General features: G+C 39.2%; 14 protein-coding genes and 1 riboswitch. Of the genes, 7 read left to right on the forward strand and 7 right to left on the reverse strand.

The genetic code is table 11. The annotated features are described in order from the left end of the window. On the reverse strand, positions 1–943 hold a 943-nt coding region (locus AB7942_RS22790), incomplete at its 3' end, for a nucleobase:cation symporter-2 family protein (protein ID WP_369448627.1). Then, positions 940–1,536, reverse strand: coding sequence for a xanthine phosphoribosyltransferase (locus tag AB7942_RS22795; RefSeq protein ID WP_369448628.1), 597 nt, complete (start codon positions 1,534–1,536; stop codon positions 940–942). The genes AB7942_RS22795 and AB7942_RS22790, both read right to left, overlap by 4 nt. Positions 1,537–1,667: 131 nt before the next feature. Continuing rightward, positions 1,668–1,769, reverse strand: a riboswitch (purine riboswitch). A 210-nt stretch (positions 1,770–1,979) separates the two neighbouring features. On the opposite strand from AB7942_RS22795, the gene AB7942_RS22800 reads away from it, so the two are divergent. Then, positions 1,980–2,978 (forward strand): NAD(P)H-dependent flavin oxidoreductase, encoded by a 999-nt coding sequence (locus tag AB7942_RS22800; protein ID WP_369448629.1) that lies wholly within the window; start codon positions 1,980–1,982, stop codon positions 2,976–2,978. A gap of 139 nt (positions 2,979–3,117) precedes the next feature. Here the strand turns inward: AB7942_RS22800 and AB7942_RS22805 are convergent, their stop codons facing one another. Further along, the gene (locus AB7942_RS22805; protein WP_214714926.1) at positions 3,118–3,405 is read right to left on the reverse strand and encodes a hypothetical protein; all 288 of its coding nucleotides are present in this window, start codon (positions 3,403–3,405) and stop codon (positions 3,118–3,120) included. Positions 3,406–3,744: 339 nt separating this feature from the next. On the opposite strand from AB7942_RS22805, the gene AB7942_RS22810 reads away from it, so the two are divergent. Next, complete coding sequence (locus tag AB7942_RS22810) at positions 3,745–4,935, forward strand: glycine C-acetyltransferase (protein ID WP_369448630.1); 1,191 nt, start codon at positions 3,745–3,747, stop codon at positions 4,933–4,935. Between the two features lie 82 nt (positions 4,936–5,017). Next, positions 5,018–5,962, forward strand: a complete 945-nt coding sequence (locus AB7942_RS22815; RefSeq protein ID WP_335713353.1) for an L-threonine 3-dehydrogenase — start codon at positions 5,018–5,020, stop codon at positions 5,960–5,962. An 80-nt stretch (positions 5,963–6,042) separates the two neighbouring features. Here AB7942_RS22815 and selD read toward each other — a convergent pair whose 3' ends face one another. Then, positions 6,043–7,098 carry a selenide, water dikinase SelD gene (gene selD / locus AB7942_RS22820; RefSeq protein ID WP_483310899.1) on the reverse strand — a complete coding sequence of 352 codons (1,056 nt, stop codon included), beginning with the start codon at positions 7,096–7,098 and terminating at the stop codon, positions 6,043–6,045. A gap of 137 nt (positions 7,099–7,235) precedes the next feature. On the opposite strand from selD, the gene AB7942_RS22825 reads away from it, so the two are divergent. Further along, entirely contained in the window at positions 7,236–7,475 is a 240-nt protein-coding gene (locus AB7942_RS22825; protein ID WP_369448631.1) for an Rdx family protein, read from the forward strand. 287 nt (positions 7,476–7,762) lie between these two features. On the opposite strand, the gene AB7942_RS22830 is transcribed toward AB7942_RS22825, so the two are convergent. After that, complete coding sequence (locus AB7942_RS22830; RefSeq protein ID WP_369448632.1) at positions 7,763–8,161, reverse strand: Hsp20/alpha crystallin family protein; 399 nt, start codon at positions 8,159–8,161, stop codon at positions 7,763–7,765. 169 nt (positions 8,162–8,330) lie between these two features. On the opposite strand from AB7942_RS22830, the gene selA reads away from it, so the two are divergent. Beyond that, positions 8,331–9,737 carry an L-seryl-tRNA(Sec) selenium transferase gene (gene selA / locus AB7942_RS22835; RefSeq protein ID WP_369448697.1) on the forward strand — a complete coding sequence of 469 codons (1,407 nt, stop codon included), beginning with the start codon at positions 8,331–8,333 and terminating at the stop codon, positions 9,735–9,737. 82 nt (positions 9,738–9,819) lie between these two features. Here selA and AB7942_RS22840 read toward each other — a convergent pair whose 3' ends face one another. Then, positions 9,820–9,957, reverse strand: a complete 138-nt coding sequence (locus AB7942_RS22840) for a small acid-soluble spore protein P (RefSeq protein WP_088087701.1) — start codon at positions 9,955–9,957, stop codon at positions 9,820–9,822. Positions 9,958–10,070: 113 nt separating this feature from the next. Between AB7942_RS22840 and AB7942_RS22845 the strand changes: the two genes are divergently transcribed. Beyond that, entirely contained in the window at positions 10,071–10,340 is a 270-nt protein-coding gene (locus AB7942_RS22845; RefSeq protein ID WP_369448633.1) for a hypothetical protein, read from the forward strand. Between the two features lie 36 nt (positions 10,341–10,376). Here the strand turns inward: AB7942_RS22845 and sspO are convergent, their stop codons facing one another. After that, a complete protein-coding gene (sspO, locus tag AB7942_RS22850; protein WP_026567316.1) occupies positions 10,377–10,529 on the reverse strand; it encodes a small acid-soluble spore protein O in 153 nt (50 codons plus the stop codon). Between the two features lie 329 nt (positions 10,530–10,858). Between sspO and acnA the strand changes: the two genes are divergently transcribed. Then, complete coding sequence (acnA, locus tag AB7942_RS22855; protein ID WP_369448634.1) at positions 10,859–13,564, forward strand: aconitate hydratase AcnA; 2,706 nt, start codon at positions 10,859–10,861, stop codon at positions 13,562–13,564. Positions 13,565–13,752: the final 188 nt, after the last annotated feature.

Consider the following 13,752-nt stretch of genomic DNA (forward strand, 5'->3'; position numbering starts at 1 on the left):
TCCCGCCCATGGTATAAATGACGTTTTTGCTTTTTACACCAGATAGCTGAACAAGTCCCACGTTTTGAGAGTAGGTTGTGTATGGAAAAGCATTAAATAAAGCCCCGATTATACTCGCGAGACCTTCAGCACGGTAACCTCTTGATAAATCCTTTTCATTTATTCTTTTTCCTGTGATATCACTTAGAGCGAAATATACACCTGTTGATTCTACCATGCTCACAATTGCTACGAGAGTCATAGTTAGAATCGGGGTCCATTCAAAAGTAGGTGTACCAAAATAAAATGGCTTCACCATATGGAACCATGATGCATCAGCTACTGCTGAGAAATTTACTTTCCCCATAATAGAAGCCGCAAGAGTACCACCAATTAATCCTAATAGTATGGAAATGGAGCGAATAAAACCTTTCGTAAATCGATAGAGCAAGATGATAAATAGCAAAGTTCCGAATGCTAAACTGATATTTGATAGACTTCCAAAATCAGGGCTGCCTTGACCTCCGGCGATGTTATTCATTGCCACAGGGATAAGTGTAATCCCGATTATGGTTACAACCGAACCAGTCACAACAGGTGGGAAGAACTTAATTAATTTTCCAAAGAATTGAGAAATAATAATGACGATAAGTCCTGAGATAAGAATCGATCCATAAATAGCGGAAATACCATACTGTCCACCAATGGCAATCATTGGTCCAACTGCAGTAAACGTACAGCCAAGTACAATCGGTAAACCAATTCCGAAAAAGCGATTCTGCCAAACTTGTAATATTGTCGCAATTCCGCACATTAAGATATCGATCGATACCAAGTAGGTTAATTGTTCTCCGGTAAATTTAAGTGCTCCACCGACGATAAGTGGGACGATTACCGCTCCGGCGTACATGGCTAATACATGTTGAATTCCTAATGAGGCTATTTTAAACGGATGTTGTTTCATTTGATTAATTCCTCCACGTTCTCATTAATAAATGACACTTTTCCGTTTGAAAGCGAGGCAATCCGTGCTAAAGATTCAACCCTTAAACCAAGATCTTTTAATTTTTGAGCGCCATGTTGAAAGGACTTCTCGATGACAATGCCAATTCCAACAACTGTTGCACGGCTTTTTTGAACAATATCTACTAAACCAAGTGCAGCTTCCCCATTTGCAAGGAAGTCATCAATGATTAGGACTCTATCATTTTCATTTACATATTTCTTTGAAATGGAAATTTCGTTTGTTTCATTTTTAGTAAACGAATGAACTGAAGCAGTTAATAAATCATCGACTAGTGTCAAGGATTTTCTTTTCCTTGCGAAGATTACAGGAACATTCATATATAAACCAGCCATAACTGCAGGGGCAATTCCTGAAGATTCAATGGTTACGATCTTAGTAATACCTTCACCTGCAAAAATCCTTGCAAACTCTTTTCCTATTTCAAGCATTAATTGCGGGTCTATTTGGTGGTTCAAAAATGAATCAACCTTTAAAACATTTTCCGAAAGAACCTTTCCGTCGGTGTTGATTTTCTCCTCTAGTAATCTCATGTTAGATTCTCCTTATAAAATAATAAAAAGCCCAAAGGTCATTACCTCACATCAAAAAATTGAGTGAGATAATGATCTTTGGGCTCCATGTCCGAAAGAATATGGAATTAGTGCACTCAAATAGAAGAGCGACTTTCCCATTACTCACTCATAGTCGGATTGTTAATGGCAATCCGGTAGAAACTTGCGGGCCATATCCCCGCGATTATATGAGTGAAACCATATGAATTTATTCACATTATAAAGCACAGGAGAAGAGTAAATCAATCATTTTTCGCAAAAAACGAACATTTTATCAATTTAATTAAAAATCGTTCGTGGATGGTAAGCGTTTTAATAGGCAGAAATAAATGGTTCATGTAATGATTGAATACTCATTCATTTTCAGGTACTATGAAAGTGAATCATTTATTCTGAAAATTCTAAAATAAAGGGTGAGCAAAATGAAGAAATCTATTCCTGAATCATGGTGGAACCAATTAAAATTACCGGTCATTTCGGCCCCGATGTTTTTGGTGTCAGGCACCGAACTCGTGAAAAATTGTTGTTTGAATGGCGTGATAGGTTCTTTTCCTGCTCCTAATGCAAGACCAATTGAGGTTCTTGATCAGTGGATGGGGCAATTAAATGAAGAGATAGAAGAGGCTCGTGCGCTCGATCCTAGCCGAAAAATTGCTCCTTGGGCGATGAATATGGTCGTACATAGCTCTTACAGCCGCCTGCAGGAAGAACTTGCATTGCTTAAAAAGCATCAGCCGCAATTGGTAATTACCTCCTTAGGAAGTCCGAAACAAGTAGTCGATATTGTGCATGAATATGGCGGGCTCGTATTCTCTGATGTGAGTGATTTGAAGTTTGCTCAAAAAGCAGCTGAATCTGGTGTCGATGGACTTATTTTGGTGGCAAGCGGGGCGGGTGGTCACGCGGGTCAAATCAACAGCTTTGCCTTCGTGGATATGGTCCGTAATTTCTGGGATGGTATCATTGTCCTTGCTGGTTCCATTTCAACAGGGAAGGGAATTTTAGCTGCACAGGCAGCTGGCGCTGACCTTGCTTATATGGGAACCCGCTTTATTGTTGCGACAGAAAGTATGGCCAATGATGAATACAGGGAAATGCTGGTTGAAGCCACACAAGAGGATATCATTTTAACGGATGCTTTCTCCGGCATCATGTGCAATATGCTGGTACCTAGTATTAAAAAGGCAGGTTTGGACCCAGAAACACTTGTTAAAAAAGACAAGGTAAACTTTGATAATATGCAAAGGGAGACGAATGCGAAAGCATGGAAGGATATTTGGTCAGCAGGACATGGCGTCGGGGCAATAAATAAAATAGAATCGGCTTCTGAAATAATTAGTAGTTTAGAAAAAGAATACAAGGAGGCATTACAAAATATCAATCAAAATGTAGGGAAATTGAGTTCGGTGTCTGTAAAATAAGAAAAGCATTCGATTGAGAAAAGGGACTCTCACAGTGAAGCAAACAAATGTCCTTGACGAGGAAAATTAAATAGATGAAAAAAAACCGGGAATTCCCGGTTTTTCTTTTGGAGTAAAAGAACTTATCCCCGAATTTTGCTTATTTTTTGTTTTTCTCCTTTGATACCATATTGACTACTTTATAACCTGGTTTCATCTTAATCTTCTTAATACCGCTATTCATTGTGACTTGGTACATGGTAAATTTTCGAGGCTGATGTTCCAGTCTATCAATTTTTTTAATGGTTTCTTTTTGAAAATATTTATGTATTTTCTTCGTTTGCTTTTCGGGTTTTTCACCGTAAAGAAAATCGTAAGCAATAATAAATAGAAAAATAAATACCGCCCCAATAACTAGTGTGTATAAGGTTGAAAACAAAAATGACAAAGTTGACATCCTTTCTATGTAGTATAGCGTCGGAATGACTCAGTACGATTAAAAAACCATTATAACTTAAAACCATGCCATTATAAAATAATTCATTGATAGCAGTTTGGTTATCTTAAGAAATAACTTTATTTTTGATTGGGTACACTAAAAGAATATAAAAATATTTTTGTTTATTTGTCCGCTAGATATGCACAATTATAAAAATTTATGATAAAGTATAGCATAGGAATCCTTTAATACCAGTGTTTAACAAAGGTATGGATGTCCGCCTGAAACGGACGATTGTTTTTCCATAAACAACAAAGCACGTTCAAATGAATAAAGGGGGAATTGAATATGTCCAGTACTATTTTGGAGCAATTTTTAAACGAAAATCTTGATAATTTAAAGGGAAAAGGTTTGTACAATGTCATCGATCCGCTCGAAAGCCCAAATGGACCAGTTATAACAATTAATGGCAAAGAGCTAGTCAATCTATCTTCCAACAACTATTTAGGCTTAGCCACGGATGAGCGTTTGAAAAAAGCCGCTACTGAGGCGATTGAACAATACGGAGTAGGGGCAGGGGCCGTTCGAGCCATCAACGGAACGCTTAAACTCCATGTTGAACTGGAAGAAAAATTAGCTGAATTCAAACATACAGAAGCAGCGATTGCTTATCAATCTGGTTTTAATTGTAACATGGCGGCTATTTCCGCAGTAATGGATAAAAATGATGCGATTCTTTCGGATGAATTAAACCATGCGTCGATTATCGACGGCTGCAGGCTTTCCAAAGCAAAAATTATCCGTGTGAACCACTCCGATATGGAAGATTTACGTTCAAAAGCAAAAGCAGCAAAAGAGTCAGGCCTTTACAATAAAATTATGGTGATTACAGACGGCGTGTTCTCGATGGACGGAGATATTGCTTTACTACCTGAAATTGTCAAGATTGCTGAGGAATTTGATCTGATTACATATGTAGACGATGCTCATGGATCAGGTGTGCTTGGAGATGGGGCAGGGACCGTTAAGCATTTTGGTCTTTCTGATAAAATTGATTTTCAAATCGGAACATTATCTAAGGCAATAGGTGTGGTTGGCGGTTATGTCGCGGGTAAGAAAAATCTTATTGATTGGTTAAAAGTTCGAAGCCGTCCATTCCTATTTTCGACCTCATTAACTCCTGCTGATGTGGCAGCAAGTAAGAAGTCAATTGAAATCTTAATGGAGAGCACGGAACTGAACAAAAAGCTCTGGGGAAATGGAAATTATCTAAAAAAAGGCTTGAAAGAGTTAGGTTTTAATATCGGCAACAGCGAAACTCCGATCACTCCTTGTATTATCGGGGACGAAGCACTCACTCAACAATTCAGTAAACGTTTGAATGATGAAGGGGTTTATGCCAAGGCGATTGTGTTCCCTACCGTTCCACAAGGGACTGGAAGAGTGCGTAACATGCCAACAGCTGCACATACAAAAGAAATGCTCGATCAAGCGATTGCTATATATGAAAAAGTCGGCAAGGAAATGGGCGTTATTTAGGTATCACCCTAACTGATTGAGTAACGTAAAAATAAAGTAAATCACTATTTTTAGTAAGAGTGAAGAGGACGGAGAAACGACGATGAAGCGTATTTTAATCACAGGTGCTTTAGGGCAGATTGGATCAGAATTAACTTTAAAGCTAAGAGACATCTATGGTGCGGATAACGTCATTGCAACAGATATTAAAAAGAATGACAGCGAAGCCGCTCAAAGTGGTCCTTTTGAGACCGTCGATGTAACGAATTTAAACCAAATGGTGGAAGTAGCTAAAAAATACAACGTTGATACTGTTATGCATTTAGCCGCTCTTTTATCAGCTACAGCAGAAGCCAAGCCTGTGTTTGCTTGGAATTTAAATATGGGCGGGCTATTGAATGGTTTGGAAACTGCAAGAGAGTTAAAGGCGCAATTTTTCACACCAAGTTCGATTGGTGCTTTTGGTCCATCCACCCCTAAGGACAGCACCCCACAAGATACGATAATGCGTCCAACAACGATGTACGGTGTCAATAAAGTGGCAGGGGAGTTATTGTCTGATTACTATTTCCAAAAGTTTGGTGTAGATACCCGCGGCTTGCGTTTTCCAGGGTTAATTTCCTATGTTGCACTTCCTGGCGGAGGGACTACGGATTATGCCGTTGAAATCTATTATGAAGCGATCAAGAATGGCCAATATACTTCATACATTGATAAAGGTACCTATATGGACATGATGTATATGCCCGATGCCCTAAATGCAATTGTTGACTTAATGGAGGCAGATTCATCAAAATTAATCCACCGTAATGCTTTCAACGTGACAGCGATGAGCTTTGATCCTGAAGAAATTGCGGCTTCTATCGCTAAGTATGTACCTGGATTTGAAATTTCTTATAATGTTGATCCAGATCGTCAAAAAATTGCGGAAAGTTGGCCAAATTCAATTGATGCTAGTGCGGCAAAAGAGGAATGGGGCTTTAAATACGCGTTTGATTTGAATAAAATGACCAAGGATATGGTAGAGAAGCTACGTCAGAAAATATAATAATTATAATAATCCTGGACCAAAATGGTTCAGGGCTTTTTTTGCATAAAAGAAACAGCGAAGCAACTAAGGCTTCGCTGTTATCTTGTTACATAGATATATTTGTCATTTTTCTCGGTAACTCTCCCAATAATCGCAGCATATGCTAGACCATTAGAATGTAGCTTGTCGACATATTGAGCCGCTTCCTGTTCACTAAGTGAAACAAACAGACCCCCAGATGTAATCGCATCACATAGGATCAGCTGCTCCTCCTGAAGGATATCCTCATAAACAACATCATCAGCTATCCATTTATGATTCGACTTAGAACCACCAGGCACCACACCATTTTTCGCTAATTCAAGAGCACCTTCTAAAACAGGGACTTGTGAGAGTGAGAATTCAAAACTAACATTACTACCACGTGCCATTTCACTGCCATGTCCAAGTAATCCGAATCCAGTTACATCAGTTACAGCGTGAGGATGAAATTCTGTTAAAACTTCAGCTGCCACCTTATTTAGCGTAGCCATTGTCTCTGTCACAATCTGTTCCTGCAGAGGAGTTACGACACTTCTTTTTATACCGGTCGTGATAATACCCACACCAATCGGCTTAGTTAACACGAGAACATCACCAGGCTTAGCGCCGACATTTTTCCAAACTTTATCGGGATGGACTATACCTGTAACGGAAAGTCCAAATTTAGGTTCCTGATCATCAATTGAATGGCCGCCAACGGTAATCGCACCGGCTTCTTTTACTTTATCTGCTGCACCACGAAGAATGTCAGCTAGCATTTCGGCACCCAACTTTTTAATCGGAAAGCCGACAATATTCATAACTGTTTTAGGTTCGCCGCCCATGGCATAAACATCGCTTAATGCATTTGCAGCCGTGATCTGACCAAACATATATGGATCGTCGACGATTGGGGTAAAGTAGTCAACTGTCTGTATCAAAGCGATGGAGTCGGTTATTTGGTACACTCCAGCATCATCAGAAGTATCAAGTCCCACTAATAATTCAGGAACAGGTTCTTGTTTCGGTAATTGACGCAACACTTGCGCCAGGTCCTCAGGACCAATTTTGCAGCCTCAACCGGCTTTTGTTGACAAAGAAGTTAGGCGAATTTTATCTTGTTCACTCAACATGTCCACCTCCATTTATTTAGTATAACTCTTTCAAAAAAATTGCGCACGAATAGACAAAAAAATTGCTGAAGGAAAAGGAATAGGTTAAAATATTAACACTATCCTGATGTAGGAAACACTTTTTGGAGGGTATTTTTATGAAGAACTATCATGTTATTGTTGAATTTTGCATGCAATGAAATTACGCACCAAAAGCCGCGAGTTTCGCGGAAGAGCTATTTAATCATTTTTTTAGAGATATTCAAAAGTTAGAACTGATTCCAAGTTCAGGCGGCGCTTTCGAAGTGATCGTGAATGGAGAGAAGATCTATTCAAAACTCGAAACAGGTGTTTTCCCTGATACCGATGAAATGATAGAGATCATTACTAAAAAATAGGCTATGTTAAAGGTCATTATTGATTTTTATAGCTTACGTTGATTGGAGCGGAAGGCGCGAAGACTCCTGCGGGAGGACGGGGCAGGGGAGACCCCGCAGGCGCTAAGCGCCGAGGAGGCTCCCCGGACCGCCCGCGGAAAGCGAAGCGCCTGGAGCGGAAATCAACAGACCAGTTTAACAGTGCCAATAAAAAACACCCCTCAAATCCGGTTGGAAAAGAGGGGTATTTTTTTACAGATAAAATTATTATGTTAACTGAAGCATAAAAAATAATGCCACAAGTTTTCTTAAGGCAGGGTAATGAATCTATTTTTTCCTACTCCTCTATCTATTTTTGAAATAATTACCTCTAGAGTTCCATTTGTAAATGTAGCAAATACTTTCTGATTAATGACTAGAAACGGAAAATTAATGGAACGGACTCTTTTTTGTTTATTCATGAAAGGGGGGTATTTGGATGCAGTAATCATTAATTTATTTCTTTCTATATAAACCTTTATTTCCGAAGCCTCGAATTCGCTTAAAATGGCCTCAACAATCCATTCCTTTTCTGTTTCATAAAGATCGATTGGAAATTGTGTTTCATCATAATAAGAAGTAAGTGGATCTAGAAAATAGTTTTCCAGCCATTTCTCCACTAAGTCAAAATCAAAGGTTTGATTTTTAAGTTGTTTCTTTTTTGACATATCTAATCCCCCTTGCTCGTTTCATTTTATTCAATGTGACTTAAAACGTGAAACTGATGTGATATAATTGGGAAAGTTAAAGCGCCCGTTTGTGAATTCCACTCATTCATATAGGCTGAGACTAGTCAAATGTCAGAGAAAAAGAACATGTGATAAAGGAGTTTTTATGTTGAAAGAATGGCTACGCTCAATTCCACCGGTCCATGAACTTCAAAATCATGAGAGGTTTTTAACTCTCCTTCTAGAAAGTCAGCTTGATCATACGCATCTGACCAAACAGCTTAAAGAGGTCATTGACAACATTAGGGAGGCAATCCTAAATGATAATTGGCTAGGTGGCAGGCCAGGGACCAATCATTTTATTGAAGAACTATTTTTTATTCTCGAAACAAAAATACAGAAACAGTATTCTTATACCTTAGAAAAGGTCATCAATGCGACAGGAACTATTTTACATACAAACCTAGGAAGGGCTAGATTAAGCGAAAATGCAATCAACCATGTGATTGACACTGCAAGGAACTATTCAAATCTTGAATATAAGCTAACGGAAGGTGAAAGAGGTTCAAGACATAGTCATGTTGAAGCATTAATTAAAGATATCACCGGTGCAGAGGCGGCTATGGTGGTTAATAATAATGCTTCTGCTGTCTATCTGGTTTTAAGAGCTCTAGCCGCTAACAAAGAAGTCATTGTTTCAAGGGGACAGCTTGTTGAAATCGGTGGCTCTTTTCGAATCTCATCTATAATGGAAGAAAGTGGGGCAAAGCTTGTAGAAGTTGGCACCACTAATAAAACACATCTTTATGATTACGAAAAAGCTGTCAGTTCAGAAACTGCAATCGTCATGAAGGTACATACGAGCAACTTTAAGGTCATCGGATTTACCAAATCTGTTGATACCGAAGATCTTGTTGGGCTTACGAAACGATTAGATGGTGTCATTTTTTATGAAGATCTCGGAAGTGGTGCTCTATATGACTTTAGAAAGCACGGAATTGGTGAAGAACCGGTAGTAAAAGAGGTCATTGAATTAGGGGCAGATGTTGTAACCTTTAGTGGTGACAAGCTTCTTGGCGGTCCACAGGCCGGTATAATTGCTGGAAAAAAAGAAATCATTAGTCGTTTAAAAAAACACCAGTTGGCACGCGTTGTCCGGGTTGATAAGATGACGTTGGCTGCGCTTGAGGGGACATTAATCGATTATGCCCGTGGAGAAAATGGCTTAGTAAATATTCCAACCGTTCGTGATTTATTAGTTTCCTCTGAAGAATTAGACGTACGATCGCAGTCGTTTGTTACAAATTTATTACAAAATACTGGAAAATATGTTACAAAAATTACAGAAGGAAGAAGCCAAGTGGGTGGGGGCACCATGCCGGATGTTGAACTTCCAACCATGGTCGTGTCCTTAAAACATCGTGAATTGACGGCAGAACAGCTGGGAAGAAAGCTTCGATCCGAAGTGAAACCAGCAATTGTTGGAAGGATTCAAAAAGATGAATTTATCATTGATTTACGAACAGTGACTCCAGAAGAAGAAGAGGACCTGCTTCGGGCATTAATCAATGTATAGAAAAGCTTAGTAATCGACGGATGCCCCAGCACTTAAACAAAGTGCTGGGCATTTTTTTGACTTGCGCCTATCTTATAGGTTTCTACATATCGTGATGTGTATTATGTTTGGCTCTAGTATGGTTGCGATTCTTGACTTTGTGGGAACCGCTTAACGGTTCAGGCTGCCCCGATTGTTTTGGTGCATTTTTTCGCATGTCTTTGCCATCATTTTTGTTCATATTGCATCCCTCCTATATGTTAGGATGCAGTGATAAAGTCCTTTTATACCGTATATTTTTTGTTGTTCTGTGCAATTTAACGGTAAACAAAATGAAGGAGTGAATGAAGAAAGATGGATAAATTCCCATACAATAAAGATAAACAACAAGCGTTTCAAGCAGCACAGCAGGGGTATGAGAATGCACAAGGACTATTCGAAACAATTGTAAGTGATAGTGCAGGTTATGGTCATCAACTAAAGCATCTAAAAGATGAAGTCAATGAAGCCTACCAACAAATTGAAAATGCACTAGAAGTGGCATCGGAACATCAACGATCGCAGCTAGAGCGTTTCCAGCAGGATCTGCAAAGCATGGTGACAGAAGTAAACCAAACAGAATAGGAAAAGCAGGCGGAGGAGGCCGCCTGCTTTTTGTTATTATTGATTTTTCTTTCGTTTTTTGTTATTCATTCTTTCTTTTGCAGTTAATTCTGGTTCACTCGCCATTTCCTCATTAAAACCTGCACCTTTACCTTGCCCCTTGGCTGCATTCATCCCTGGAATTACATGATTAGACTTTCGTTTCACCATTCTAATCACCTCCTACACTTTTACTATTTCCTCCATAGCAAAAAACATGACAATGAAAAAGTTTTTTGAGATAATAAATAATGAAAAATTTGTTTTCCCTTGTCTTAAATCACATAAGCACAAATAGTGTTTTTGGAATTTTCAGAACAAAATACATAAAAAACATAAGTGAAACTTATCAATCGCAATAACTTTCTTGTTATTTACTTATGTAATCGCTTGTATTAAGATAAGAATTGTGAGAAAAGTTAAGCAGGATGGGAAAATTCAAATTTTTCAACTTTTCGTTAATTTTCGATTTATAAATGACGAATTAGGGGGTTTTTTACATGGTAAAAAATGATGTATTTAACGCACGCACTTCCTTTGAAGTGAATGGTAAACGTTACAACTATTACCGTTTAAGTGCACTGGAAGAGGCAGGAATTGGAAAAGTTTCTAAATTGCCCTACTCTATAAAAGTACTTCTTGAATCTGTATTACGCCAATTAGATGGCCGAGCAATTTCAAAAGAGCATGTTGAAAACTTAGCAAAATGGGGCACAAATGAGCTAAAAGAAGTGGACGTACCATTTAAGCCTGCTCGTGTTATCCTTCAAGACTTTACAGGTGTTCCAGCAGTCGTTGACCTTGCTTCTTTAAGAAAAGCAATGGCAGACCTAGGCGGAAACCCTGACAAAATCAACCCTGAAAAAACGGTTGATCTTGTAATCGACCACTCCGTACAGGTTGATGCATATGGAGCTGCTGATTCCTTAAAAATTAACATGGATTATGAATTCGAACGTAATGCTGAGCGCTACCAATTCTTAAGTTGGGCGCAAAAATCATTTAATAACTATCGCGCCGTTCCACCTGCAACAGGTATCGTACACCAAGTAAACCTTGAATACTTGGCTGATGTTGTCCACGTTGCAGAAACAGACGGTGAATTAGAAGCTTATCCAGATACTTTGGTTGGTACGGACTCCCATACAACAATGATCAATGGTCTTGGTGTTCTTGGATGGGGCGTTGGCGGTATTGAAGCTGAAGCAGGAATGCTAGGTCAGCCTTCTTACTTCCCTGTACCAGAAGTAGTAGGTGTTAAATTAACAGGTGAGCTTCCAAACGGTGCTACAGCAACTGATCTTGCTTTAAAAGTAACTCAAGTTCTTCGCAGCCATGGGGTTGTAGGGAAATTCGTTGAGTTCTTCGGACCAGGAGTATCAGTACTGCCACTTGCAGACCGTGCAACAATTGCAAACATGGCCCCTGAATACGGTGCAACTTGCGGATTCTTCCCAATTGATGATGAATCACTTGCATACATGCGCTTAACAGGCCGTGAAGAAGAGCAAATCAATGTAGTAGAACAATACTGCAAAGCAAACGGTTTGTTCTTCGATCCAGCGATCGAGCCAGTTTACACAGATGTAGTTGAAATCGATCTTTCCGTCATTGAAGCAAATCTATCTGGTCCAAAGCGTCCTCAAGATTTGATTCCACTTTCTAAAATGAAAGAGGAATTCGTGAAAGCTGTTTCTGCTCCACAAGGAAACCAAGGCTTCGGCTTACAAGCAAATGAGCTTGAAAAGTCTGCAACTGTTAATTTCCTAAACGGTGACGAAACTACTATTAAAACTGGTGCCGTTGCGATTGCATCGATTACAAGCTGTACAAACACATCTAACCCTTATGTTCTAGTGGGTGCTGGACTTGTTGCGAAGAAAGCTGTTGAATTAGGAATGGAAGTTCCTAAATTCGTTAAGACTTCTTTAGCACCAGGATCTAAAGTTGTAACTGGATATCTTCGTGATTCGGGGTTACTTCCTTACCTAGAGCAAATCGGCTTCAACCTCGTTGGTTATGGCTGTACAACATGTATCGGTAACTCCGGTCCTTTAAAAGAAGAAATCGAAAAAACAATCGCGGAAAACGATCTTTTAGTTACATCTGTACTTTCAGGTAACCGTAACTTTGAAGGACGTATTCACCCGCTTGTAAAAGCTAACTACCTTGCTTCACCACCATTAGTTGTTGCATATGCTCTTGCTGGTACTGTAAATATTGATTTTGCAAATGAAGCAATTGGTAAAGATAAAGATGGAAATGATGTCTTCTTCAAGGATATCTGGCCATCAACTGCTGAAGTAAATGATGTTGTTAAACGTACAGTAACTCCTGAACTATTCCGCCGGGAATATGCAAACGTGTTCGGTGACAACGAGCGTTGGAATGATATCAAAACAAGCAATGAGCCTTTATATACTTTTGATGAGAATTCTACTTACATCGCAAACCCGCCGTTCTTTGAAGGCTTATCACCAGAACCAGGTATCGTCGAGCCATTAGCAGGACTACGTGTTGTTGGTAAATTTGGTGATTCAGTTACAACTGACCACATTTCACCTGCAGGAGCAATTGGTAAAAATACTCCAGCTGGTAAATATCTGCTAGAAAAAGGCGTTGCAATCCGCGACTTTAACTCTTACGGATCCCGTCGTGGTAACCATGAAGTGATGATGCGCGGAACATTCGCAAATATTCGTATTCGTAACCAAATCGCACCAGGAACAGAAGGTGGGGTAACTACTTACTGGCCAACTGGCGAAGTGACATCTATTTACGATGCTTGCATGAAGTACAAAGAAAACGGTACTGGGTTAATCGTTCTTGCTGGTAAAGATTACGGAATGGGTTCTTCACGTGACTGGGCTGCTAAAGGTACAAACCTTTTAGGTATTAAAACAGTTCTTGCTGAAAGCTTTGAACGTATTCACCGTTCAAACCTTGTGTTAATGGGTGTGCTTCCACTTCAATTTAAAGATGGCGAAAGCGCTGAAACACTTGGCCTGACAGGTAAAGAAACCATTGATGTTCAAGTAGACGAAAATGTAAAACCACGTGACCTTCTAAAAGTCACTGCAACCGACGAAGCTGGTAACAAGAAAGAATTTGAAGTTCTTGTTCGTTTTGACTCTGAAGTTGAAATAGATTACTACCGCCACGGCGGAATTCTTCCAATGGTTCTACGTGAAAAATTACAAGCTTAATATTGGAAAACACCATGCCAGCTGGTATGGTGTTTTTTCGGAAGAAATGTTTGACAAATTTAATGATCGTCTAATAAAATAAAACTAACAAACGAAAAGGAATGATTAAGGTACGATGAAATTATAATCTTATTTTTCAAACATGATTCGAATAACGAAAAATGTTGAACCTGAAGAATAGGATTAGA

The organism is Neobacillus sp. BF23-41 (assembly GCF_041106275.1).

Excerpts from the sequence above, each read along its gene's own strand:
- AB7942_RS22795 (WP_369448628.1), bottom strand. The coding sequence starts at position 1,536 with ATGAGATTACTAGAGGAGAAAATCAACACCGACGGAAAGGTTCTTTCG.
- AB7942_RS22800 (WP_369448629.1), top strand. The coding sequence starts at position 1,980 with ATGAAGAAATCTATTCCTGAATCATGGTGGAACCAATTAAAATTACCG.
- AB7942_RS22810 (WP_369448630.1), top strand. The coding sequence starts at position 3,745 with ATGTCCAGTACTATTTTGGAGCAATTTTTAAACGAAAATCTTGATAAT.
- AB7942_RS22815 (WP_335713353.1), top strand. The coding sequence starts at position 5,018 with ATGAAGCGTATTTTAATCACAGGTGCTTTAGGGCAGATTGGATCAGAA.
- AB7942_RS22830 (WP_369448632.1), bottom strand. The coding sequence starts at position 8,161 with ATGTCAAAAAAGAAACAACTTAAAAATCAAACCTTTGATTTTGACTTA.
- AB7942_RS22840 (WP_088087701.1), bottom strand. The coding sequence starts at position 9,957 with ATGAACAAAAATGATGGCAAAGACATGCGAAAAAATGCACCAAAACAA.
- AB7942_RS22845 (WP_369448633.1), top strand. The coding sequence starts at position 10,071 with ATGGATAAATTCCCATACAATAAAGATAAACAACAAGCGTTTCAAGCA.
- sspO (WP_026567316.1), bottom strand. The coding sequence starts at position 10,529 with ATGGTGAAACGAAAGTCTAATCATGTAATTCCAGGGATGAATGCAGCC.
- acnA (WP_369448634.1), top strand. The coding sequence starts at position 10,859 with ATGGTAAAAAATGATGTATTTAACGCACGCACTTCCTTTGAAGTGAAT.